We start from the raw sequence: 19,266 nt of genomic DNA, 5'->3' as shown, positions 1-19,266 counted from the left end.
TTGGATCAGCCGATCTTCTGCTTGGCCATCGCGCCCAGACGCAGGCGGAGCGCGTTCAGCTTGATGAAGCCTTCCGCGTCCTTCTGGTTGTAGACGCTGTCCTGCTCGAAGGTCACATAGTCCATGCGGTACAGCGAGTTCGGCGACTTGCGGCCGACGACCGTGACGTTGCCCTTGAACAGCTTCAGACGGACGGTGCCGTTGACCAGCGACTGGGTCTGGTCGATCAGCGCCTGGATGGCCAGACGCTCCGGGCTCCACCAATAGCCGCAATAGATCAGCTCGGCGTAGCGCGGCATCAGCTCGTCCTTCAGGTGCCCGGCACCGCGGTCGAGGGTAATGCTCTCCATCGCGCGATGCGCCACCAGCAGGATGCTGCCGCCCGGGGTCTCGTAGACGCCGCGCGACTTCATGCCGACATAGCGGTTCTCGACCAGATCGAGGCGGCCGATGCCGTTCTCGCCGCCCAGCCGGTTCAGCTCGGTCAGCAGGGCCGCCGGGGACAGCGCCTTGCCGTCGATGGCGACCGCGTCACCGTTCTTGAACTCGACCTCGATGTAGGTCGGGGTGTCCGGCGCCTTTTCCGGGGCGACGGAGCGGGTGTACATGTCCTCGTCCGGCTCGACCCACGGGTCCTCCAGCGCCTTGCCCTCGTACGAGATGTGCAGGAGGTTGGCGTCGGTGGAGTAGGGCGCCTCGCCGCGCTTGTCCTTCGCGATCGGAATCTGGTTCTTCTCGGCGTAGTCCAGCAGCGTGGTGCGGCTGTTCAGGGTCCATTCGCGCCACGGCGCGATGACCGTGATGTCCGGGCGCAGGGCGTAATAGCCCAGCTCGAAGCGGACCTGGTCGTTGCCCTTGCCGGTGGCGCCGTGGGCGACGGCGTCGGCGCCGACCATATTGGCGATCTCGATCTGGCGCTTGGCGATCAGCGGCCGGGCGATCGAGGTGCCGAGCAGGTAGGTGCCCTCATAGAGCGTGTTGGCGCGGAACATCGGGAAGACGAAGTCCCGCACGAATTCCTCGCGCAGGTCGTCGATGAAGATGTTTTCCGGCTTGATGCCCAGAAGCTCGGCCTTCTTGCGGGCGGGCTCCAACTCCTCGCCCTGGCCGAGGTCGGCGGTGAAGGTCACCACCTCGCAGGAATAGGTTTCCTGCAGCCACTTCAGGATGACCGAGGTGTCGAGGCCGCCCGAATAGGCGAGCACCACTTTCTTGATCTGTTTGCCGGACGCGCCGCTCATTGGACTGCTCTTGCAGTAGAGAAAGGTAAGGTGGCGACCGTACGGCCTTTCCCGCCCGCCTTCAAGCCCCCGTGCCCGGTTGGGTGCCATCCGGGCGGCCTTCCACCGTCCGATGGCGCAGCGCCGACGCGGCGAAGGCCAGACAGGCGCCGGCGGCGAAGTAGGCCAGCCCGTGCCGGGTCAGCTCCATCGCCGCCCCGGCCAGCACCGGCCCGGCCAGCGCGCCGACGCCCCACATCAGCCCCATGGCGGCATAGATCCCCACCAGTTCCGATCCCTGGAACCGGCTGCCGACGATGGCCAGCATGATGGTGTAGACGCCGACGAAGGCGCCGCCCCAGACGAACAGCAGCGCGTAGGTCGCGACCTCGCTCATCAGCGCGACCGGCCAGACCAGCGCCCCCAGCGCGGCGCAGACCGCCAGCCCGATCACCAGCGTCAGCCGGTCCATCTTGTCGCCCAGCCAGCCGATGGGAAGCTGCAGCAGGATGGCGCCGATCATCATGCAGGACATCAGGCTGGTCGCTCCGGTCTCCGACCAGCCGAGCTTGGTGGCGTAGATCGCCAGGAAGGACAGGCCGGCGGTCTCGATGGCGGCGTTCAGCACGATGGCGCCGATGGCGACCGGGGCCAGCCGGATGAAGTGCAACGGCCCCTCGCGCGATGGCCGCTCGAACTCCGGTGCGCGGATGCGGGGGGAGGCGACCAGCAGCGCCGCGGCGGCGGCGACACCGGCGCCGGCCAGATAGGGCAGAGCCCCGCCGGAGCCCAGCAGCGACAGCATCAGCGGCCCCAGCGCGAAGCCGGAGGACAGCGCCGCAGTGTAGACCGCCATGGCGCGGGCGCGGGTGGCCTCGTTGCTCAGGCTGTTGGTCCAGGTTTCCGACAGGACGAACAGGGTTTCCGACGCGGCGCCCAGCAGGATACGCAGGGGAAACCAGATCCAGAAGGGGGTGGCGGGGAACAGGGCCAGCAGCACCGCCGCCCCCGCCAGCGCCAGGATCACCAGCCGGCGGATGCCCAGCCGCGCCACGATCCGCGGCAGCAGCACCGCCATCGCCAGCACGCCCAGCGCATGCATCGCCGCGTTGGCGCCGATGGTCAGGTCGCTCAGGTTCTGCCGCGACAGATCCAGCGCGATCAGGGCGGCGCTGAGGCTGTAGGTCAGCCCGAACATCATCGCCGTGGCGATCACCGCGGCGCGCGACAGCAGGCCGCCGTCATCCGCTGTCGGCTCCGATGTCATGCCTGCTCCTTTTTCAATAAGGTGATGGGTATCGGTCATGACGGCTGCGTATCCGGCCGGCCCTCCATGCCGCCTTCCGGCGGACGGGCGGTGCCGCGCAGCTGTCCGAGAAAGCCGCCGAGCCGGCGGTGCCAGGACCGGTCGGGGCGGTCGACGACGCGGGCCAGCGCCGCCGCATAGTCCAGCACGAAGCCCGGCGTCCAACTCATCGCATCGGCACGGCTGCGGATCAGGGAGGCGACCCAGATATCGGGATCCATCAGCAGGCGCAGCAGACGCACCCAGGGGAAGCGGCTGGCCAAGGCACCTTCCAGCGTCGCGTCCAATGCGGCGGCGACGACGACCGAACAGTTCCGGTTGGAGAGGTTGTAGGTGCTGTCCTGCCGGTATCCGGCCCAGAATGCCCGCAGACGCCAGCGATCGTAGGTCCACAGCTCCACGGTCGAATCGGCGGGGCACCAGTCGGCGATCTCTTCCTCGTAGGATGGCAGGAAGCGGCCGGGCACGTCGTTTTCGGTGCCGCTGCGCAACGCGGTCACGAAGCTGACGCCGGACTGGTCGATCTCGTTGGCCGGATAGTGGCTGATATACAGGTCGGGCGCCAATTCCAATGCGGAGTGGCCGGTTGACACCACCCCGTTGCGGTCGATGGCGGCGATGTAGCGGTCGATCACCAGCCGCCTGTCCAGCGGCGCGGTGGCGGAGGCGACCGGGGTCCACACCCGCACCACCAGCGGCCGGTCGTGACGGCCGGCCGGTTCCGGACTGTCGCCCACCAGAACGGGGGCATTGTCGTACCAGCCCCGGCCGGAAAAGATCGGCAGGTTGAGGATTGCCGCCTCGTCCTCCAGATTGCGCAGCATCATCCCCAGCCGCAGCAGAAGCCAGCCCGACAGGCCGATGAACAGTCCGATGCACAGAGGCGTGTTGCGGTCGGAGGGCAGCGGCCATTCCGTCATCATCATCGCCGCCAGCGCCAGTTCCGCCAGCCCGCAGAGGATCAGGAGCCGCCAGTTCCGCACGCGGAACACTGCTGCGGCCGCCGCCCGGTTCGCCCCGTCGAGCGCCAGGACGATGGCGAGAGGCAAGGCCAGCGCCCAGCCGTTCAACAGCGGCGAGGCCAGCAGCAATCCGCCGGCAAGGATCGCCAGCACCGACCGCGCCAGAGCGAAGCGCCGGTTTGCCCCCAAGGACGCGGAGAGGGCCATCAGCAGGCTTACGGCGCCGGCCGCCGTGAAGACCAGTCCCAGGAAGCTGTAGATCACCTGAGTCAGTCCGACGGAAGCATTCAGTGCCAACGCCAGCCCCAACCCCATCGACAGCAGGCCGAGCACGGCGATCACATACCAGTGGGACCGAAAGGCCCGAGGGCCTATCAGCAGAAACGCAAGCTTCAGCATCGCATCGCCGGAATCGCGAGAAGCACGGATCTGTGCATCTCTCGACTGGTGATCCTGTAACCGGTTGCTGTCAACGCTGGTATCGGTGCCGGATACCGGTCTGCCGACGCGATGATTACCGAACGATGCGGCCCGCTACTCGATCTTCTCGCCGGGATAGGTGCCCCAGAAATCGGTACGCTTCATCCAGCCGCGATAGCCCTTCACCTCGACCTCGCACCACTCGTCGCGGCACTTCTTCAGCGACCCGACGACGCCGGGCTCGGCCCGCGCCACCACAGCGCTGTCGCCGCGCGGCGACTCAAAGATCGCGCGGGTCTGGCCGACGATCAGGATGCCGCGGCGGCCGGACAGCGCGCTCTGGTGAACCCAGCCTTCCGCCCCCTCCCAGTCGCGGATGCGGCGCCAGGTGTCGAATTCCTGGATGATCTCGACCGGCATGTCCTTGCGCTTGAAGACCCATTCGATGGGATAGCTGCCGTTGGGGCCGGAGCGCAGGTTCACCTCGCCGACGCGCACGGTGACGAAGCGGGGGATCGGCAGGCCCGACGCATGGGTCGGATCCTTGCTTTCCGCGGCGAACGCCGCGCCCGCGCCGGTAACTGCGCCGCCCGCGGCAAGCCCCATGCCCACCCCCAGAATCAGGGCCAGGGAGGCGAGGACGGAGCGGCGGACAGGCATGGCGGCACCGGAGCTGACGAGGGAAAAACCGGGCCGCACTATAGAGACCACCCGTTCGATTGGGCAAGCGCCGCCACCCCCGGTCCGCCACCCCAATCCAAGGCTGCAATCTCCCTCTCGCAGGCCGGTCTTTCGCGACGGACTTCTGGACAGTCCCACGACCGCTTGGTATGGCAACCATGGACCGGAGCAGCCCGTGCCGGGACCTCGATGCGGGCGGGCCGGGGCAAGGGAGGACCAGCACCGATGACCGACAAGAAGAAGCCGCTCGTTGTCGTCACCCGCAAGCTGCCGGACGTCATCGAGACGCGGATGATGGAGCTGTTCGACACCCGGCTCAATCCGGACGACGTGCCGCTCACCCCGGCCCAGATGCAGGATGCGATGAACATTGCCGAGGTGCTGGTGCCCACCGTCACCGACCGCATCGACCGCGCGCTGATCGAAGCCGCCGGGCCGCAGCTGCGGCTGATCGCCTCCTTCGGCACCGGCGTCGACCACATCGACCTGAAGGCGGCGCGCGAGCGCGGCATCGTCGTGACCAACACCCCCGGCGTCCTGACCGAGGACACCGCCGACATGACCATGGCGCTGCTGCTGGCCACCGCGCGCCGCGTGGCGGAGGGCGAGCGTCTGGTCCGCTCCGGCCAATGGACCGGCTGGGGGCCGACCACCATGCTGGGCCACCGCATCAGCGGCAAGCGGCTGGGCATCCTGGGCATGGGCCGCATCGGCTCGGCGCTGGCCAAGCGGGCGCGCGCCTTCGGCATGTCGATCCATTACCACAACCGCCGCCGCGTCCATCCGGAGCTGGAGCAGGAGCTGGAGGCGACCTACTGGTCCAGCCTGGACCAGATGCTGGCGCGGATGGACATCGTGTCGATCAACTGCCCGCACACGCCGGCCACCTATCACCTGCTGTCGGAACGCCGGCTGAAGCTGCTGCGCCCGCACTGCTACATCGTCAACACCTCGCGCGGCGAGGTGATCGACGAGGTGGCGCTGACCCGCATGCTGTCGAAGGGCGAGATCGCCGGTGCCGGCCTGGACGTGTTCGAGCATGAGCCGGCGGTCAACCCGAAGCTCCTGCGGCTGGACAATGTCGTCCTGCTGCCGCACATGGGCTCCGCCACCATCGAGGGCCGCATCGACATGGGCGAGAAGGTGGTGATCAACATCAAGACCTTCACCGACGGCCACGCCCCGCCCGACCGCGTGCTGGAAGCGCTGCTGTAAGGAAGAACAGGGCCAATCGGCGCCTTATCGGTCGTCATTCCCGCGAAGGCGGGAATTCAGCTTGCCCTTTGGTTTCCTTGATGGAGTGCCTGGATCCCCGCCTTCGCGGGGACGACGGCTTCAGCGAAGACGTGCCAGTTGTCGTGGGCTGACCTGGACCGCTCAGGATGCGGAGGCTTCCAGTGCGGCGGCCTCCCGCGTCGGTACATCCTGCAATGCCGCCTCCAGCCTTGCCTTGGCGGCGGCGGCCAGTTCCTCGTCGGCCTGGATGCGGGCCATGTCCTCCGGCGCGACGGCGCCGGCGGCGATCACCAGCTCGGCGAAATCGGACAGATAGACGCTGCCCTTCACGGTGCGCTGGACCAGCACGTTGCGCTTGTCCTCCGCATCGCGCTTGCGCTTGACGAAGCCCAGCACCGATAGGCGGTCGAGCGCGCGGGTCACCGCCGGCTTGGAAATGTTCAGCAGGGATGCCAGACCGCGCACCGTGTGCGGCGGGTCGGTCAGATAGACCTGGAGAAGGATCGCCAGCTGCCGCGCCGACAGGTCCGGCGCGTCCTTGCGGACGCTGGCGACCAGCGCGGTGCGCCACAACCCGAGCGCCTTGAGGTTCCGTGCCATGCCTCCCCCCGGAAAGCCGCGCCCGGTTCCGCAACCGCAGCACGCGCCGCGAAGTGTCGCCTACCCGAACGATGCAGGCAAGACTTTCGCGTTCGAGACTTTCGCGTTCCCCAGGGAGAGAAGGGCCGGCGCCGGAGTCGGTCTATTTCCCCTCGCGCTTCAGCACCACCGGTTTAGCCGTACCGGTGACCAGCAGATTGCCGCCGGCGAGCGGGACGATGGTCAGGCTGGAGCCGGCCGACACCGGAGCAAGGCTGACCGCTTGGCGGGCGGCGTTCGGGGCGGGCTTGACGTCCTTCGGCACCTCCTTGGCGTCGAAAGGCGCGTCCTCCCCCTGGCCGGCGACGTCATAGCCGCCGCACTCGCTCCCGACGCAGATGGAGGTCTCGTCGATGCGCGCCTTTCCGGCGGGACCGGTGAAGGGCGTGTCCTCGGACCCGCCGCCGTTCCAGCTCCAGCTGCCGCGTAGCCAGTCGGGGAGGCGGGTGTCCTTCTGGAGTTCCAGATTGTCGGTGATCAGGCCGACGCTGCCGCTCAGCCCCTGCGCGGCCACCGCCTCGGCCACCCGGCGGGCCTCCGGCTTGGTCATGCCGTAGCGGGCGGCGATCTGCGGCGTCCAGGCCGTGACCGCCGCGTCCACCGCCTTGCGCAGGCGATCGCCCCAGCCGGGCGCGATCCAGCGCGGGTTGGACCAGCCGGCGGTGTCCTTCACCAGCGTTGCCAGTTCCGGTGCATCGGCAACGAACAGACGCGGATCGACCGCCGACTTCATGCGGTCGATGCCCATCTGGCGGTAGGCCGCGAAGCGGATGGTGCCGGTGCGGTTGGAGGCCGCCTCCAGCATCGGCGCGAACAGTTCGTCCACCGCCTTCCAATCCGGAGAGGCGAGCAGGGCGTTGTCGTCGGGGCAGGCAGGATAGGCGCCGAAATTGTCGCGGTTGCTGCCGTATAGCGGCTCCATCGCCTTCCAGGCCGCCGCCCCCCGCTTTTCCATCACCGAGCAGGGCCAGGCCATCTCCACATCGTCGCTGACGACGCGGAGTGCGGTGAGGAAGCCGTCGTCGGTGGCGAGATCGACGCCCGACGCGGTTTCACGGGCATAGGAATCGTCGATGCCCGCGATGGCGTCGCGCAGCAGCGTTTCCGCCTTGGCGCGGTCGGGGGAGGGGCCGAAGCGCAGCAGATAGGCGCTCCATCCCTTGCCCAGCCCGCCGCGGATCTCGGCCAGCCGCTTGGCGGCACCGGCCGGGTCGGCGGCGATGCCGTCGATGATGGTGGTCACCGCGGCGACCGCCTTGGGCACCGACTCGGACAGGGCCGTGCGCCGGGCGTCCAGCACCGGGCCAAGGCAGGTGCCGGGGGAGGGCGCCGCCGCACACTGGTTGCGCTGGGCCAGCCATGCCCGCTGCTCCGTGCGCAGCCGCTCGCGATCGGCGGTGCCCGACAGATCCTGCAAGGTTTTGTAGGCGTCGGCGATCTCGCGGTCGGCATCGGCCAGTTTGGAATCGGCGCAGATCGCCTTTTCAACCGGCGTGGCGGCCGCCTTGCAATCGAAGGACGGCTCGGCCCGCGCGGTGCCGACCGTGCCGGTCATGAGAACCGCGGTCACTAAGGCCAGTGCCGCGCTGGCCGGCGACAGGCGGAAGGATGGTCCCATGTTGGCCATCATGTCTCCCTTGGATCGTGATCCGCGGAAGATACGGAATCGGCGGCCGCTTGTCCTCTGCGGCCCCGGCATTTCAGAGGAACGCCAATCAGAGAAACGCCACTGTGATCGCGGCGAAGTGGCAGCTGGCGGCGGCCAGCACCAGCAGGTGCCAGACCGCGTTGTTGTAGGGCATCCGCTCCATCAGGTGAAAGACGACGCCGATGGTGTAGACCAGCCCGCCGGCGATCAGCAGCCACAGGGCGGGGGTCGACAATGCCGTGCCCAAGGGTTCCAGCGCGGTGACGACCGCCCAGCCGAGCCCGAGATAGAGCGCCAGCCCCAGCCGGTTGAAGCGGCCCGGAAAGCGCAGCTTCAGCGTCGCGCCGACGGCGGCCCCGCCCCACACGGCGCCGCCCAGCCCGATCCCCTGGCCCAGCCCCAGCGTGAAGGGCGTGTAGGTGCCGGCGATCATCACGAAGATCATGGCATGGTCGATCCGCCGCAGCAGCGCCTTGCCCAGGCCGGGCGGGGCGAGGTTGTAGGCGGCGGACGCCGTCAGCATCCCCACCAACCCCAATCCGTAGATGACCAGCGCCAGCGCCGTGTGGACCGGAACCGCCCCGGAGAACACGCCGGCATTCAGCAGCCAGACGAAGCCGGCGACGCCCGCCGTTACCCCGATGGCATGAACGGCCGCATCCGCCCGCCGCTCGGCGGCGCTGTAGACGGGAAACTGATCGGCATCCGGCATCGGCACACCATCTCGGTCGACGCAAGGAGGATGGCCGCCGGAACGGGGCCTGCGTCGAACATGGTGTGCCGGCCGCGGCAGCGCCACGGGTCCTGTCCGATGGTCGGACCCCGGCGGCCGGTGCTTCGGCAAACTGCTTATGCGGGATGGGCCGGTTATTCCGCCGCGAAGGCCACGGCTGCGGGCGCGCGGTGGCGGGGCATCGGCTCCGACAGGCTGGCGGCCTTGCGGAAATAGCACAGCGCATAGACGCGGACACAGCCGGTGAGATTGTCGCAGTCCTGGCGTTCGGCATCGATCTTCGACACCAGTTCGCTCATCGTCATGTTCTCGCGGGCGCAGATTTCCTCGAGCGACTCCCACTCGACCGGCATCAGCTTCATGCTGGTCCGCTTGCCGTTCACCCTGATATTGCGCATGTGCATGGGGGAGCCCTCCGTTGCCGATGCATAAATGGGTATGTGAAACGGCGGGATGCGTGCTGTGAAGTTTTTCACAGGGAGTGGGGACCTGTCGGGTGGAGTTCTATCAAACGGACAAGCGGGTACCACGGGATCGGAGGTCGACATGACACAAAGCGACGCCTTGCGGGCGATCATAAACGAAGCCGCATCAGCACGTTCAGCCCTGTGCGAGAACGAGCTGGTGATCCGGCTCGACAATATCCTCGCCCTTGCTCGGGCGGCGCTGGAAGAGCAGGAATCGGACGAAATGCCGCAGTCGTCCGCCGGCGCATCTGCGACAATTGGTCACCGGCAGTCATAAATCCGCACAACTTCGCCGCCCCGCGGATTGCTTAACGGAGTAACCTTTTCGGAGTACGCCACCGCCGTGCCGGGCATCGTGAAGCTTGGCACGGCCGGTGGAGGACTCATCGAAATGACATGGGGCTTTTCAATACAATGACTCCCCTTCCCACTCCGACCTGCATTCTCCGCGGCACCTACGTCCGTTCCATGTTTGGCGACGTGCCTGTCGACAGCCTGAAGATCGGCGATCTGATCCAGTCGTCTGTGACCGGCGAGTTCCGTTCGATCCGCTGGATCGGCCGCCGCCTGCTGGCGGGGTCGTCCTTAGACACCGAGCATCTGCGCAAGGTTCACCTGCCGGTCCGGATCGCCCGCGGCGCCATCGCCCGGGACCTGCCCGCCCGCGACCTCTACATCTCCCCCAGCCATGCGCTGCTGATCGGCGAGTATGGTGTATCGGCCCGCCTGCTGATCAACGGCTCGTCGATCCGGCAGGTCGATGCGATGGAGGAGATCGAATATTTCCACATCGAACTCGACAGCCATGACGGCATGTATGCCGAGGGGCTGCCGGTCGAGACCTATCTCGAAGCGGACAACCGCCAAGCCTACGACAATGCCGCCGAGTATGAGGCGCTGTATCCGGGAGACGATCCGCGCGTTCAGGAACCCTGCGTGAAGATCGACATTCCGCTGGCTGCGCTGGAGCGGATCCGCACCAAGGTGAACGACCGCGCCGAGCAGATCGAGCTGGCCGAGATGGCTTGAGGGGCAGGCTGTCGACCGTGAACAGGGGGCCGTCCCATGGGGCGGCCCTTTGTGCGTCGACAGCTTGGCCATGAGGTGTCCGTCGCCGTAGGGGAGCGGAAATGCGGTTTGACCGTTCCCCCGGAGTGGCCCAGACCCTGCGCACATAAAAAAACCGCCGCTAACCCATTGGATTAGCGGCGAGTTGAACAGGGAGGCTTCACGTCTGGGAGACGCAACGTCATTCAACCTCCGAAGTTCTTCAACGTTCGCCCCCTCGCCAATTGCTCTCCGTAAGGCGTTGTAATGTCTCGCAATATTGTTCAGCAAGGTTCATTGCAGTTCGTGAGAGGCCGGGATATTCTGTTCCCCCAGAGTTCCCCCAATGTCGAGCTAACGCTATGCCTCGCGTCCGCCTCACGGATAAGCACCTCCAATCCGCCAAGCCGCCCACGTCGGGACGTCTCGAACTGACGGACGAGGCCACGCCGGGCTTAGAGTTCCGCGTCACCGCGAACGGGGCGAAGTCGTGGCGCGTCAACTACCGCGTTAAAGGGACGAGCGACCTGAGGCGCTACACTATCGGCCCCTATCCATCCATCTCCCTCTCCGACGCGCGGAAGCGGGCTCGCGCAATTTACGACGCGGCAAAGAGCGGGATCGATCTCCCCGCCCAAGAGCGGCGTGAGGCCGAGGAGGAGGCGCGAGCCGCTCGTCGCCCGACGTCCGTTAGCGACCTTCTCGACCGATATGTCGAGGAATATTGCAAACCGAATCAGCGGCGATGGGAGCAAACCGAAAAGCTCTATTTGGCGCACGTAAAGCCGACTCTCGGTCGAAAAGGGCTGAATGAGATTCGCCGCGCCGACGTGGTTGAATTGCTCGACGATTTGCAGACTAAGAAGGGGTTGAACGCTCAGGTAAACCGCGTCCGTTCGCAGATCATTGCCGCCTTTAATTGGGCCGTGGAGCGCGATTATCTCGACGCTAATCCGGCATCGACCGTCAAAAAGCGCAAGAAGATTGAGACGCCTAGGTCGCGTGTATTAGACGACGAGGAGCTAGCGGCTATTTGGCGCGCCGCCGACACATTGTCCTATCCTAGTGGCCCATTGGTCAAAATGCTGATACTGACCGGTCAGCGACGCGACGAGGTACGCGCCCTACCTCGCTCCGAGTTGCGCGGGGCGACGTGGCTCCTGCCAGCCGAGCGTAACAAAGCCAAACGCGATCATGAATTGCCGCTACCCGCCGCAGTGGTCGAGCTCTTGGAAGCCCTCCCGCAAGTTGGACCCTATGTATTCACATGCGATCCAAAGGGCGAAAAGCCCTACGCCGGAATGAAGCGGCTTAAGGAGATCGTTGACCGGGAGAGCAAGGTCCAAGGCTGGACATTCCACGACCTCCGGCGCACCGCCGCTACCGGGCTAGGGCGCCTCGGGTTCTCTCAGGATGTTATCGAGCGCGTTCTAAACCACAGCCGCCCAGCCCTCGCCGTGACCTACAACGTCCACTCCTACCGGGAGGAGAAGTTCGCTGCCCTCGAGGCTTGGGCTCGCCACGTCGATTCGATTGTGAGCCGTGGTCCCACGAATATTGTAAGTTTCGCCGAGCGTCGTAACACAAGGTAGCGGGGGATAGCCGCGCCACCAAAGGCGGAACCGTGCGGAGGCGAGCGCGGCACTCGCCCGCGCCACCTTCCAAATGCTGCCTCCCATTAGATTTCACAACCTTCATTTGGAATATCCCCTCTCGCTTTCGGGCGGCTCGTTGGTCCGTCAGGGTTCGTGCGAACACGTAACCCACGGGGGGCCGAAATGGCAGCCACGAACACCACATCCGAGCGCCTTGCCTATTCGATCGAGGAGTTTTGCCAAGTTGCCAGCGTCGGGCGAACGCTCACCTTTGCTGAACTAAAGGCGGGGCGGCTGAGGGGTACGAAGGTCGGGCGCCGCACGCTCATCCTCGCCGATGATGCGCGGGCTTGGCTCGCGTCGCTCCGCTCCTCCTCCGAAAAGAACGCCGCCTAACCAGCGGCAAACCGGAGGGCCGATCATGGCGCGCATTCGCTCCGTCCATCCTGGGCAGTGGACCGACGAGGATTTCGTCGAGTGCGACTATCCCGCTCGCCTCCTCGCGATCGCAATCCGGAATGAGGCTGACGACCAAGGCGTTTTCGAGTGGAAGCCTCGGGCGCTGAAAATGCGCCTTTTCCCTGCCGATACCCTCGACCTTGCCGACCTCCTCGACGAGCTCGTCGCCAACCGGATCGTTCGCCGGTTCGAGGTCGAGGGCAAAGCCTACGGGGCGATCCGGAACTTCCGCCGCTACCAGCGTCCTAAGAAGCCCAACGCGGTTTACCCGCTCCCCGCTGACCTCCGCGATTACGTCGCCATCGGCAGCGACGAACTCACGCCGGGCGCCGACGAGGGAGACGGTTCGGAACCGGTGGGGAATCAGTTCGGAACCGGTGGGGAAGCGGTTTCGGAAACGGCTCAGCAGATGGAGGAGGAAGGAGGGAGGATGGAAAAGGAGGAGGGAGAAGAGTCTCCCTCTAACGAGGGAGTCCCGTCTCGCGTTCGCTCGACGGCGCCCGCCGGTCCGACGGCGCAGGAGATTTCGCTCGCGGTCGATCTCTACAACGCGACCGCCGAGCAGAGCGGACTCCCGCGGGCGCTAAAGCTCACCGACAAGCGCCGCCGAGCCCTCGTCGCCCGGCTCCGCGATTGCGGCGGGCTCCCCGGATGGGAGGTTGCCCTCGAAAAGCTCGCCGCCTCCCCGTTCTTGACCGGGCGGACCGACCGCGGTTTCCGCGCCGACCTCGATTTCCTCTGCCAAGAGCGGAGCTTTACCAAGCTCCTCGAGGGCTCATACGACGACCGGCGCCCGGCGCCCGGCGCTCGCCCGACCAACGCCGTCACCGACGCAATTCGCAACGTAATTCGCCGCGCTGACGCGAGCGCGACGCAGTCCTTCGACGATCTCGACCTTTAGGAACCACGATGGAAAACACCAATTCTCCGCGCCCGGCTCTTCCGGTCGCTTTTGAGGACATACCGGCGCCTTTCGCGTCTAACATTTGTCCGACTGCCGATCGCTATCGGCGTGAGCTCGAGCGCACCGACGCGCTTGACGAGCATTCCCGGCTGATTCCCGCCGCTGATTGCGAGCGGATTATCGCTGAGGTGCGTGAGAGCCTTTCCGGTTGCATTGAAAAGCCGCTTGCAGCCCGGTTGGCGGGGCACCTCGTTGCTATCTACCCCAACGGCCGACCGCCCGAGCCCGAGGTTTACATTTCCGGACTCGTTCGGATGTTCGAGGGATTTCCGCGGAATCTCTGCCGCCTCGCCCACGACTTCTGCGTCAAGCATTTCCGCTTCCTGCCGTCTCCCGCCGAGCTCAATAGCGTCCTCGAGGCGCTAAAGGCGAAGCGCAGCGCCGCCGCGGATCGGGCGCGCAGGCACATCGACGAGCACCAGCGCCGCGCCGAGGAGACGAATAAGGCAGAGGGGCGCGGCGGTTACGCCGGGCTATCGCCGGAGCGCCAGCGTCTTTTTGACGAGTACATGGCGGCGGTTCGGCAGGGTGAGAGCCCGCCTAACCCCTTCGACTAATCCCCGGCTCCAAATCCCGAGAGTCGGACTTTGACCATCGGCACAACCAAAGGATTAACAATGTTTGTGATCGCTAAAATTAAGAGTGTGAATGAATCGGCGACGGCGGTTCAGGTTGCCGAAATGCTCGAAGCTACTTCCCGCGAGCTTAAGGCGGCGGAGGCCGAGCTCGCCCGCCTCGATCGCGCGCACCGTTCCGTCCTCCTCGCCGACGACGACAAAGCCCTCGACCGCCACGAACAGCAGACCACCGCCGCCCGCCGACAGGTTGCCCGCCTCCGTGCTTTGGTCGAGGTGCTAGAGGAGCGGCACTCTTCCGTGATCAAGCGGGAAACCGAGGAGGCGCTCGACCGCCGGAAGGCGGAGGCCGTCGCCGCGGTTGCCAATGTGATTCGCCGGTTGGATACGGAGTACGCGCCCGCCGCCGAGACGATCGCGGCATTCCTTCCGGATTGGGTGTCGGCGATCAATCTGACGAAAACCACCAATGAGGCTTTGCATGCGGCGGGGCGGAGCGATCTCTTGCTCTCGCCAGAGGTAATGGCCCGTAAGGCGCCCAATCGCGAGGAGCCCGCGCGCGAGGAGATCGAAATTGTCCGCGGTCCGACCCAATGGGAGAAGGACCCTCGAACGGGGGAAATGCGGGCTATCGGCCAGAGCGCCCATGAGAAACCGCGAGAGGTCAGGCGGACTATTGCCGCTCGCGTTATTCTCGGCGATCAGCTTCCGCCCCTTGCGGAGAGCGTCGCCCTCCCGGCGGCGCGACCCGGAAAGCGCCGCTTTTGGGGCAAGTAGGACAGCGAGGGCCGGAGTGATCCGGCCCTTTTTGTTGCGCCGTAATGCCAGCGTAACGCCATCGGTAACGCATAACGCCGCCCTAGATACAGATACAGATACAGATAAAGAAAGAGAGGACTCTCCCTCTAACGAGGGAGTCCCGCCTCGTTCTCTCCGCGTTCCGTGTCCCTAGGTGGAGGTCAAACGACACAGCCAACGGTGAGTCCGCCGGAAGCCCGAGGAGGAGGTTACGCGCTCGGCGGCTACTAAACCCCCTCCGATCGGGCCGGAGCCGTATAGGCGGCGATTGGTCGAGCTCTGGCGCGCCTTCCTCGCCGCGTTCGGACCCGATGATCGTCGCCGCGTTGCGCCTTGCTCGGGCCGTCGAGGTTCGGACGTGGGAGAGGGCGGCGCGGTACTATGGGGCTGACCGAGTTCGTATGCCGAACGGCTGAAAAGCGAAATCGCCCCGGCGCATTGTCTCGCGCCGGGGCTGACGAAAAACTGCGCCCTCTGACTCGATAACTTCCCCTAAAAATCGTCGGAATCTCTGAACATTATCACATCTTTTCCTTTCTTCGCTGGCACATAACCCCAGCGTTTAGCAGCTTCTTCAATGTAAAGCCGAGCCGAGCCGGGAGCCAACTGTAGCTCACGATCGATGTCCTTATATCGCATGGCCCGGAGGTTGTCCGATGTAGTCCTTGCCCCCATCCACGACTCCAATAACGCTTGGCAATCTGTCGGGTCGCTGCAAAGGAGTTCCGAGTCTTCTGGAACAACAGCAGGCAATTTTGGCGCTTGATGGACAACAGATCCCAGCCTTGCCACGGCCTTACGAATACGATTACAGGCGGGACCGAGGGCAGCCACCATATTTCCATCTTGCCTATCGGGCTCGAAGGTTGCTGGCGTTAACCCCAAAAGATCGCTGGGGAGATGCAAATCCTCGACACCTCTTGGAACTATCAAAAAGCACCGATCGCTGCCTAGACGACCAACAAATAGCCCAAGTTCGAAAACTACATTGTCTCGCACGGTGTGCTTTGATGCGTCGCGAATCTGGGTAATATCGTCAGGCGCGAGGATAAACAAGCCAAAATCAGTTTCGTCTAGTATGTCTATCAAAGAAGCCATTGCGGTTCTAGACAGCGCAAAAACCCCTTGGGACCAAACTGTAGGCTCTACATCGTGCTCCAAGCCCTCTTGGGCTGCATAAGCAAGATCAAGATGCTCAACCGACGACGCTATAAACATTCTAGGCTTCATTGCATCTTCCAGACATATCGGATGGTTGACGAACGGCAGTCAGCTAGATTGCATTGGCTGCACTCTTGGATCAATTCGGAAAGGCCGCGTGTCCTCGTAGAATGTGCGGCATCACGTTAATCAAGTGTTGGGCAACGCACTCTCGAGGCTTGATGAGGAGGCGAGGCTTGAAGGGCTATCTCTCAACCTCTCGATCATCGGGCCACGCCACAGGCAAGCGGCAGCGGAGCGGGAGGAATGACCCTCGAGGGGGATCGATGGGCGGGCACCCCCTCCCCCGGTATGGGTCCTCCTAGACGCCCCACCGTCACGGGTGCCTCGCGACCCCGGCTCCTGGTTAGGCAATGCAATTTCTATCGCCGCTTTTTGTTTTCATTGGGAAGAGGGGCAAAGTTATAGCCTCACCTGAGCACATTACATTGCGCTCATTACTGTACTGCTCACGCCAATTTTAATGCCGCAGTCAAAGCGATTGGCGGATGCGCCAGTTGGTGCTTGATACGTCCTAGTACAATAAAGGCCGTCTCCACCAGATCTAGATATGTAACGCGAGTTATCATTGCCAACCATAGGCTGGCTATCGCCACTAAAATGGCCAAGTACATCCCATAGCTTATTTGCTTGCGCTCCAGAACAATATAACAATAAATCTACTTGACCTTGACTATATAGCTTTTTGTATTGCAGGTTCTGACCCTGTACTGCTTGGTTGAGGCATTCACGAATACCATCCCGTATGTCACTTTGTTGTGCAAATACGGAGGGCGATACCAGCATCAAAAGGGCAATGAAGGCAACGCGCTTCATGGGTCACTCCATATGTTCCGCCTGAATAAGGATGCTCTAATTCCAAAAGCTCGCATAAATGGTGCGTCTGAGGAAGAGAGCGGTCGAATAACGTTGGGACGCAGAAGGAGACCGAACCTCACTCGCCACCTTCTGGCGCCCTGGCGATCCTCCCGGCTCCAACCTAGATCGGAGTTTCGGGAATGCTGATCGGATTCGTCGGGTACGCTCGGGCGGGCAAGTCGACCGCCGCCACCTACCTACAGGACGCGCACGGTTTCGAGCGGGCGCGGATCGCCGACCCGCTGAAAAACATGCTCCGCGCCGTCGGGCTCACCGACCGGGAGGTCGAGGGCGATCGGAAAGAGGAGCCGCTCGAGCTCCTTTGCGGACGCACGCCTCGGCACGCATTGATTACCCTCGGAACGGAATGGGGCCGGAACATGATCGGCGACGCCTTTTGGGCGAACGCTTGGCGCCGCCGGATCGAGGAGCTCGGCGACGTGGCAATCGCCGTCGAGGACGTCCGTTTTCCCAATGAGGCGCAAGCGGTCCGCGACCTCGGCGGCATTATCGTCCGGATCGAGAACCCGCGCGTTAAGCCCCGCGCCCGTTGGGGGATCGTCGGGCGCCTCCTCCTGGCGCTCGGGTTCCGGCTCCCGATCCATCCGTCCGAGCGGGTCGATAGGATCGAGGCGGATTTGATCCTCTGGAATGGCGGGACGCTCGAGGCGCTCGAGGAGGAGGTCGAGGATATCCTCGAGCTCGCCCGCGACATTGCCGAGAGCCGCAAGCCCACCGCCGTCCGGATCGCCGTCGACAGCCTCCGCCCCGATCGTGCCGCCCGCCGCCTCGCCGAGCCCTCCGAGTGCATCCTCGAGGCTTACGCCGACCGCCGCGGGCTTGCATAAGCCTGCCCGCCGGGCGATCGGAGCTCGCTTTCCGTCGCCCGGCACTCCCCGGAGAGTCCGAGCATGGGCAAGAAAGTAAACCGAAACGAGCTCGCCGAGATTTTCGACGTCTCGCTCCCGACCGTCTCGGCTTGGCTCCGAGCCGGAATGCCTGTTCTCGAGCAAGGCCGGAAAGGGCGCGAGTACGCTTTCGATACGGGCGAGGTCCGGAAGTGGCTCGAGGATCGGGCGATCGCCGCGACGCAAGGCGATATGTCCCGGCTCTCGCTCGAGGAGATCCGCAAGCGGTACGAGACGGCACGGGCGGCGCGCGAGGAGCTTGAACTCGCAAAGGCAAAGCGCGAGGTCGTCCCGATCGACGAGGTTGCGAAGGTCGTCGGCGCGGAGTTCTCGCGCTGCAAAACCCGCCTCCTCGCGATCCCGACCAAGGCCCACTCGCTCGTAAACTAGGGCGGCGAAGATGACGAAGCCGATTTGCGGCGCCTTCAACCGAGTTTCCGCACTTACCGTAGAAAGATACTCGCGACGGGGGCAACGGTTTCCCCGCCACAAGGTCATAGTTAGGGGAAACCGTTGCCCCAACATTTGGGCTACCTGAGCTCTCTCCGGAATAAGCTTTAACAACTGATACCGTTGCTCACTGATTGACATCTGCGGAGGGCCGAATGGCCAGTCGAGCGAGCATCCCCGAGAGAGCGCATCCGATTGCAAAAGCGATTTTCGGCGCCATGCGTGATCGGGGCGTTACCTATGCCGAGCTTTCGGCCCGGTCTGGCTTAGCTCGGGAAACCATTACGGCTTGGCGCAAGCGCAACAAGCCCGATCTCGAAAGCGCCGAGGCGGCGCTTGGCGTCCTTGGGCTGAAGCTCGCCGTCGTTCCCATCAACTGATTTCGAAACGCCCCGGCACCATTGAGGACGCCCGCGGCCCGTCCAACAACGAAAAGCCTTTCTCCCCGCCGGGCGGCCCTAACCGGGTGGTTTTGGGGGTCAAGGAAGGCGAGGCCGCATCCAAAATCTGAGGGTAGTGAATGAGTACCCAGTTTCGAGAGGCTAATATGCGGATAGCTGAGCGGCTCGAGGAGAGAGCTCGCATCGCGTCCGACCCGCGAGAGGCGGCTTTTTGCTCGGCACATGCGGCGCGCGTTCGCAAATGCGCCGGGCTCCCCCCGGTCGGCGCGTTGGGCTCCGCCACGCCCGCCGTTCTGACGGTACCTGCAACCGCTCCGGCGCTCCCGTCCGCCACGCCGCAGCCCTCGCCCGAGCTCCAAGCCGAGGAGATCGTCCGCTCGATCTTCGCCTCCGCCGAGCTTGCGGATCGTCCTGCGGCGCCCCGTGCCAGAGCAGCGGACCCGACGAGCGGGCTTACGCCGGAGCTCGCCGCCATTCTCGCGAAGGCAACCGTTCCGGACGACTGCCTCGCCGCACCGATTCAGAAGGCGCCGCGGGCGATGACGGTCCAGGAGGTCGTCGCCGAAATCATCGCCGCCGGGAAGGCGGACGGTGTTTATGGCGCCGCTCCTACCTAAGCCGAGATTTGGGAGGGGGCTTAAGCGCCTCCTCCTGTAGCTTCCGGAACGCCTCGAGGAG

Annotated in this window: 22 protein-coding genes; 12 read left to right on the top strand and 10 right to left on the bottom strand. The window is 64.8% G+C overall.

What is annotated here, in order from left to right; genetic code table 11:
* Positions 1 to 5: 5 nt before the first annotated feature.
* The 4 genes from ACCD06_RS15745 to ACCD06_RS15730 all read right to left on the bottom strand — a co-directional run bounded on the left by ACCD06_RS15745 (position 6) and on the right by ACCD06_RS15730 (position 4,568).
* Positions 6 to 1,241 (bottom strand): argininosuccinate synthase, encoded by a 1,236-nt coding sequence (locus ACCD06_RS15745; protein WP_109075188.1) that lies wholly within the window; start codon positions 1,239 to 1,241, stop codon positions 6 to 8.
* Positions 1,242 to 1,302: 61 nt separating this feature from the next.
* Positions 1,303 to 2,487, bottom strand: a complete 1,185-nt coding sequence (locus tag ACCD06_RS15740) for an MFS transporter (RefSeq protein WP_413341717.1) — start codon at positions 2,485 to 2,487, stop codon at positions 1,303 to 1,305.
* 35 nt (positions 2,488 to 2,522) lie between these two features.
* Positions 2,523 to 3,830, bottom strand: coding sequence for a protease (locus ACCD06_RS15735; RefSeq protein ID WP_413341715.1), 1,308 nt, complete (start codon positions 3,828 to 3,830; stop codon positions 2,523 to 2,525).
* 192 nt (positions 3,831 to 4,022) lie between these two features.
* Complete coding sequence (locus ACCD06_RS15730; RefSeq protein ID WP_247871551.1) at positions 4,023 to 4,568, bottom strand: SH3 domain-containing protein; 546 nt, start codon at positions 4,566 to 4,568, stop codon at positions 4,023 to 4,025.
* 246 nt (positions 4,569 to 4,814) lie between these two features.
* Here ACCD06_RS15730 and ACCD06_RS15725 point away from each other — a divergent pair, with 246 nt between their 5' ends.
* A complete protein-coding gene (locus ACCD06_RS15725; protein ID WP_109051890.1) occupies positions 4,815 to 5,804 on the top strand; it encodes a 2-hydroxyacid dehydrogenase in 990 nt (329 codons plus the stop codon).
* Positions 5,805 to 5,966: 162 nt separating this feature from the next.
* Here ACCD06_RS15725 and ACCD06_RS15720 read toward each other — a convergent pair whose 3' ends face one another.
* The 4 genes from ACCD06_RS15720 to ACCD06_RS15705 form a co-directional block, all read right to left on the bottom strand.
* Positions 5,967 to 6,425, bottom strand: coding sequence for a MarR family transcriptional regulator (locus tag ACCD06_RS15720; RefSeq protein ID WP_109075192.1), 459 nt, complete (start codon positions 6,423 to 6,425; stop codon positions 5,967 to 5,969).
* A 142-nt stretch (positions 6,426 to 6,567) separates the two neighbouring features.
* The gene (locus ACCD06_RS15715) at positions 6,568 to 8,082 is read right to left on the bottom strand and encodes a lysozyme inhibitor LprI family protein (protein ID WP_413341712.1); all 1,515 of its coding nucleotides are present in this window, start codon (positions 8,080 to 8,082) and stop codon (positions 6,568 to 6,570) included.
* A 97-nt stretch (positions 8,083 to 8,179) separates the two neighbouring features.
* Positions 8,180 to 8,824, bottom strand: a complete 645-nt coding sequence (gene trhA, locus ACCD06_RS15710) for a PAQR family membrane homeostasis protein TrhA (protein WP_169055022.1) — start codon at positions 8,822 to 8,824, stop codon at positions 8,180 to 8,182.
* 155 nt (positions 8,825 to 8,979) lie between these two features.
* Positions 8,980 to 9,249 (bottom strand): ribbon-helix-helix domain-containing protein, encoded by a 270-nt coding sequence (locus tag ACCD06_RS15705; RefSeq protein WP_085090410.1) that lies wholly within the window; start codon positions 9,247 to 9,249, stop codon positions 8,980 to 8,982.
* A 142-nt stretch (positions 9,250 to 9,391) separates the two neighbouring features.
* On the opposite strand from ACCD06_RS15705, the gene ACCD06_RS15700 reads away from it, so the two are divergent.
* The 7 genes from ACCD06_RS15700 (at position 9,392) to ACCD06_RS15670 (ending at position 14,729) form a co-directional block, all read left to right on the top strand.
* Positions 9,392 to 9,589 carry a hypothetical protein gene (locus ACCD06_RS15700; protein WP_413341709.1) on the top strand — a complete coding sequence of 66 codons (198 nt, stop codon included), beginning with the start codon at positions 9,392 to 9,394 and terminating at the stop codon, positions 9,587 to 9,589.
* A gap of 119 nt (positions 9,590 to 9,708) precedes the next feature.
* Positions 9,709 to 10,341 (top strand): Hint domain-containing protein, encoded by a 633-nt coding sequence (locus tag ACCD06_RS15695; protein WP_413341707.1) that lies wholly within the window; start codon positions 9,709 to 9,711, stop codon positions 10,339 to 10,341.
* A 380-nt stretch (positions 10,342 to 10,721) separates the two neighbouring features.
* Positions 10,722 to 11,951, top strand: a complete 1,230-nt coding sequence (locus ACCD06_RS15690; protein WP_413341706.1) for a tyrosine-type recombinase/integrase — start codon at positions 10,722 to 10,724, stop codon at positions 11,949 to 11,951.
* A 186-nt stretch (positions 11,952 to 12,137) separates the two neighbouring features.
* A complete protein-coding gene (locus ACCD06_RS15685; RefSeq protein ID WP_413341704.1) occupies positions 12,138 to 12,350 on the top strand; it encodes a hypothetical protein in 213 nt (70 codons plus the stop codon).
* Between the two features lie 25 nt (positions 12,351 to 12,375).
* Positions 12,376 to 13,314 (top strand): hypothetical protein, encoded by a 939-nt coding sequence (locus ACCD06_RS15680; RefSeq protein ID WP_413341703.1) that lies wholly within the window; start codon positions 12,376 to 12,378, stop codon positions 13,312 to 13,314.
* Between the two features lie 8 nt (positions 13,315 to 13,322).
* Positions 13,323 to 13,934, top strand: coding sequence for a hypothetical protein (locus ACCD06_RS15675; protein ID WP_413341701.1), 612 nt, complete (start codon positions 13,323 to 13,325; stop codon positions 13,932 to 13,934).
* 60 nt (positions 13,935 to 13,994) lie between these two features.
* Positions 13,995 to 14,729, top strand: a complete 735-nt coding sequence (locus ACCD06_RS15670) for a hypothetical protein (protein ID WP_413341699.1) — start codon at positions 13,995 to 13,997, stop codon at positions 14,727 to 14,729.
* Between the two features lie 513 nt (positions 14,730 to 15,242).
* On the opposite strand, the gene ACCD06_RS15665 is transcribed toward ACCD06_RS15670, so the two are convergent.
* Both ACCD06_RS15665 and ACCD06_RS15660 read right to left on the bottom strand, forming a co-directional pair.
* Positions 15,243 to 15,968: a nucleotide-binding protein gene (locus ACCD06_RS15665; RefSeq protein WP_413341697.1), complete on the bottom strand. Its 726-nt coding sequence runs from the start codon at positions 15,966 to 15,968 to the stop codon at positions 15,243 to 15,245.
* Positions 15,969 to 16,394: 426 nt separating this feature from the next.
* Positions 16,395 to 16,787, bottom strand: a complete 393-nt coding sequence (locus ACCD06_RS15660) for a hypothetical protein (RefSeq protein WP_413341695.1) — start codon at positions 16,785 to 16,787, stop codon at positions 16,395 to 16,397.
* Between the two features lie 182 nt (positions 16,788 to 16,969).
* Here ACCD06_RS15660 and ACCD06_RS15655 point away from each other — a divergent pair, with 182 nt between their 5' ends.
* From ACCD06_RS15655 to ACCD06_RS15640, 4 genes are all read left to right on the top strand, one after another.
* Positions 16,970 to 17,677: a hypothetical protein gene (locus ACCD06_RS15655; protein WP_413341693.1), complete on the top strand. Its 708-nt coding sequence runs from the start codon at positions 16,970 to 16,972 to the stop codon at positions 17,675 to 17,677.
* 63 nt (positions 17,678 to 17,740) lie between these two features.
* Positions 17,741 to 18,127, top strand: coding sequence for a terminase small subunit (locus ACCD06_RS15650; protein WP_413341691.1), 387 nt, complete (start codon positions 17,741 to 17,743; stop codon positions 18,125 to 18,127).
* A 215-nt stretch (positions 18,128 to 18,342) separates the two neighbouring features.
* Positions 18,343 to 18,567: a helix-turn-helix domain-containing protein gene (locus ACCD06_RS15645; RefSeq protein ID WP_413341689.1), complete on the top strand. Its 225-nt coding sequence runs from the start codon at positions 18,343 to 18,345 to the stop codon at positions 18,565 to 18,567.
* Positions 18,568 to 18,707: 140 nt separating this feature from the next.
* Positions 18,708 to 19,205 carry a hypothetical protein gene (locus tag ACCD06_RS15640; RefSeq protein WP_413341687.1) on the top strand — a complete coding sequence of 166 codons (498 nt, stop codon included), beginning with the start codon at positions 18,708 to 18,710 and terminating at the stop codon, positions 19,203 to 19,205.
* Positions 19,206 to 19,266 lie beyond the last annotated feature (61 nt).

The organism is Azospirillum sp. CT11-132 (genome assembly GCF_047302835.1).
In the GTDB taxonomy this organism is placed as follows: Bacteria; Pseudomonadota; Alphaproteobacteria; order Azospirillales; family Azospirillaceae; genus Azospirillum.
This window is presented reverse-complemented; position numbering and strand designations above follow the sequence as displayed.

What these genes read in the sequence shown, in the direction of transcription:
- ACCD06_RS15745 (WP_109075188.1), bottom strand. Translation starts at nt 1,241, where the DNA reads ATGAGCGGCGCGTCCGGCAAACAGATCAAGAAAGTGGTGCTCGCCTAT.
- ACCD06_RS15740 (WP_413341717.1), bottom strand. Translation starts at nt 2,487, where the DNA reads ATGACATCGGAGCCGACAGCGGATGACGGCGGCCTGCTGTCGCGCGCC.
- ACCD06_RS15730 (WP_247871551.1), bottom strand. Translation starts at nt 4,568, where the DNA reads ATGCCTGTCCGCCGCTCCGTCCTCGCCTCCCTGGCCCTGATTCTGGGG.
- ACCD06_RS15725 (WP_109051890.1), top strand. Translation starts at nt 4,815, where the DNA reads ATGACCGACAAGAAGAAGCCGCTCGTTGTCGTCACCCGCAAGCTGCCG.
- ACCD06_RS15720 (WP_109075192.1), bottom strand. Translation starts at nt 6,425, where the DNA reads ATGGCACGGAACCTCAAGGCGCTCGGGTTGTGGCGCACCGCGCTGGTC.
- ACCD06_RS15715 (WP_413341712.1), bottom strand. Translation starts at nt 8,082, where the DNA reads ATGGGACCATCCTTCCGCCTGTCGCCGGCCAGCGCGGCACTGGCCTTA.
- trhA (WP_169055022.1), bottom strand. Translation starts at nt 8,824, where the DNA reads ATGCCGGATGCCGATCAGTTTCCCGTCTACAGCGCCGCCGAGCGGCGG.
- ACCD06_RS15705 (WP_085090410.1), bottom strand. Translation starts at nt 9,249, where the DNA reads ATGCACATGCGCAATATCAGGGTGAACGGCAAGCGGACCAGCATGAAG.
- ACCD06_RS15700 (WP_413341709.1), top strand. Translation starts at nt 9,392, where the DNA reads ATGACACAAAGCGACGCCTTGCGGGCGATCATAAACGAAGCCGCATCA.
- ACCD06_RS15695 (WP_413341707.1), top strand. Translation starts at nt 9,709, where the DNA reads ATGGGGCTTTTCAATACAATGACTCCCCTTCCCACTCCGACCTGCATT.
- ACCD06_RS15690 (WP_413341706.1), top strand. Translation starts at nt 10,722, where the DNA reads ATGCCTCGCGTCCGCCTCACGGATAAGCACCTCCAATCCGCCAAGCCG.
- ACCD06_RS15685 (WP_413341704.1), top strand. Translation starts at nt 12,138, where the DNA reads ATGGCAGCCACGAACACCACATCCGAGCGCCTTGCCTATTCGATCGAG.
- ACCD06_RS15680 (WP_413341703.1), top strand. Translation starts at nt 12,376, where the DNA reads ATGGCGCGCATTCGCTCCGTCCATCCTGGGCAGTGGACCGACGAGGAT.
- ACCD06_RS15675 (WP_413341701.1), top strand. Translation starts at nt 13,323, where the DNA reads ATGGAAAACACCAATTCTCCGCGCCCGGCTCTTCCGGTCGCTTTTGAG.
- ACCD06_RS15670 (WP_413341699.1), top strand. Translation starts at nt 13,995, where the DNA reads ATGTTTGTGATCGCTAAAATTAAGAGTGTGAATGAATCGGCGACGGCG.
- ACCD06_RS15665 (WP_413341697.1), bottom strand. Translation starts at nt 15,968, where the DNA reads ATGTTTATAGCGTCGTCGGTTGAGCATCTTGATCTTGCTTATGCAGCC.
- ACCD06_RS15660 (WP_413341695.1), bottom strand. Translation starts at nt 16,787, where the DNA reads ATGAAGCGCGTTGCCTTCATTGCCCTTTTGATGCTGGTATCGCCCTCC.
- ACCD06_RS15655 (WP_413341693.1), top strand. Translation starts at nt 16,970, where the DNA reads ATGCTGATCGGATTCGTCGGGTACGCTCGGGCGGGCAAGTCGACCGCC.
- ACCD06_RS15650 (WP_413341691.1), top strand. Translation starts at nt 17,741, where the DNA reads ATGGGCAAGAAAGTAAACCGAAACGAGCTCGCCGAGATTTTCGACGTC.
- ACCD06_RS15645 (WP_413341689.1), top strand. Translation starts at nt 18,343, where the DNA reads ATGGCCAGTCGAGCGAGCATCCCCGAGAGAGCGCATCCGATTGCAAAA.
- ACCD06_RS15640 (WP_413341687.1), top strand. Translation starts at nt 18,708, where the DNA reads ATGAGTACCCAGTTTCGAGAGGCTAATATGCGGATAGCTGAGCGGCTC.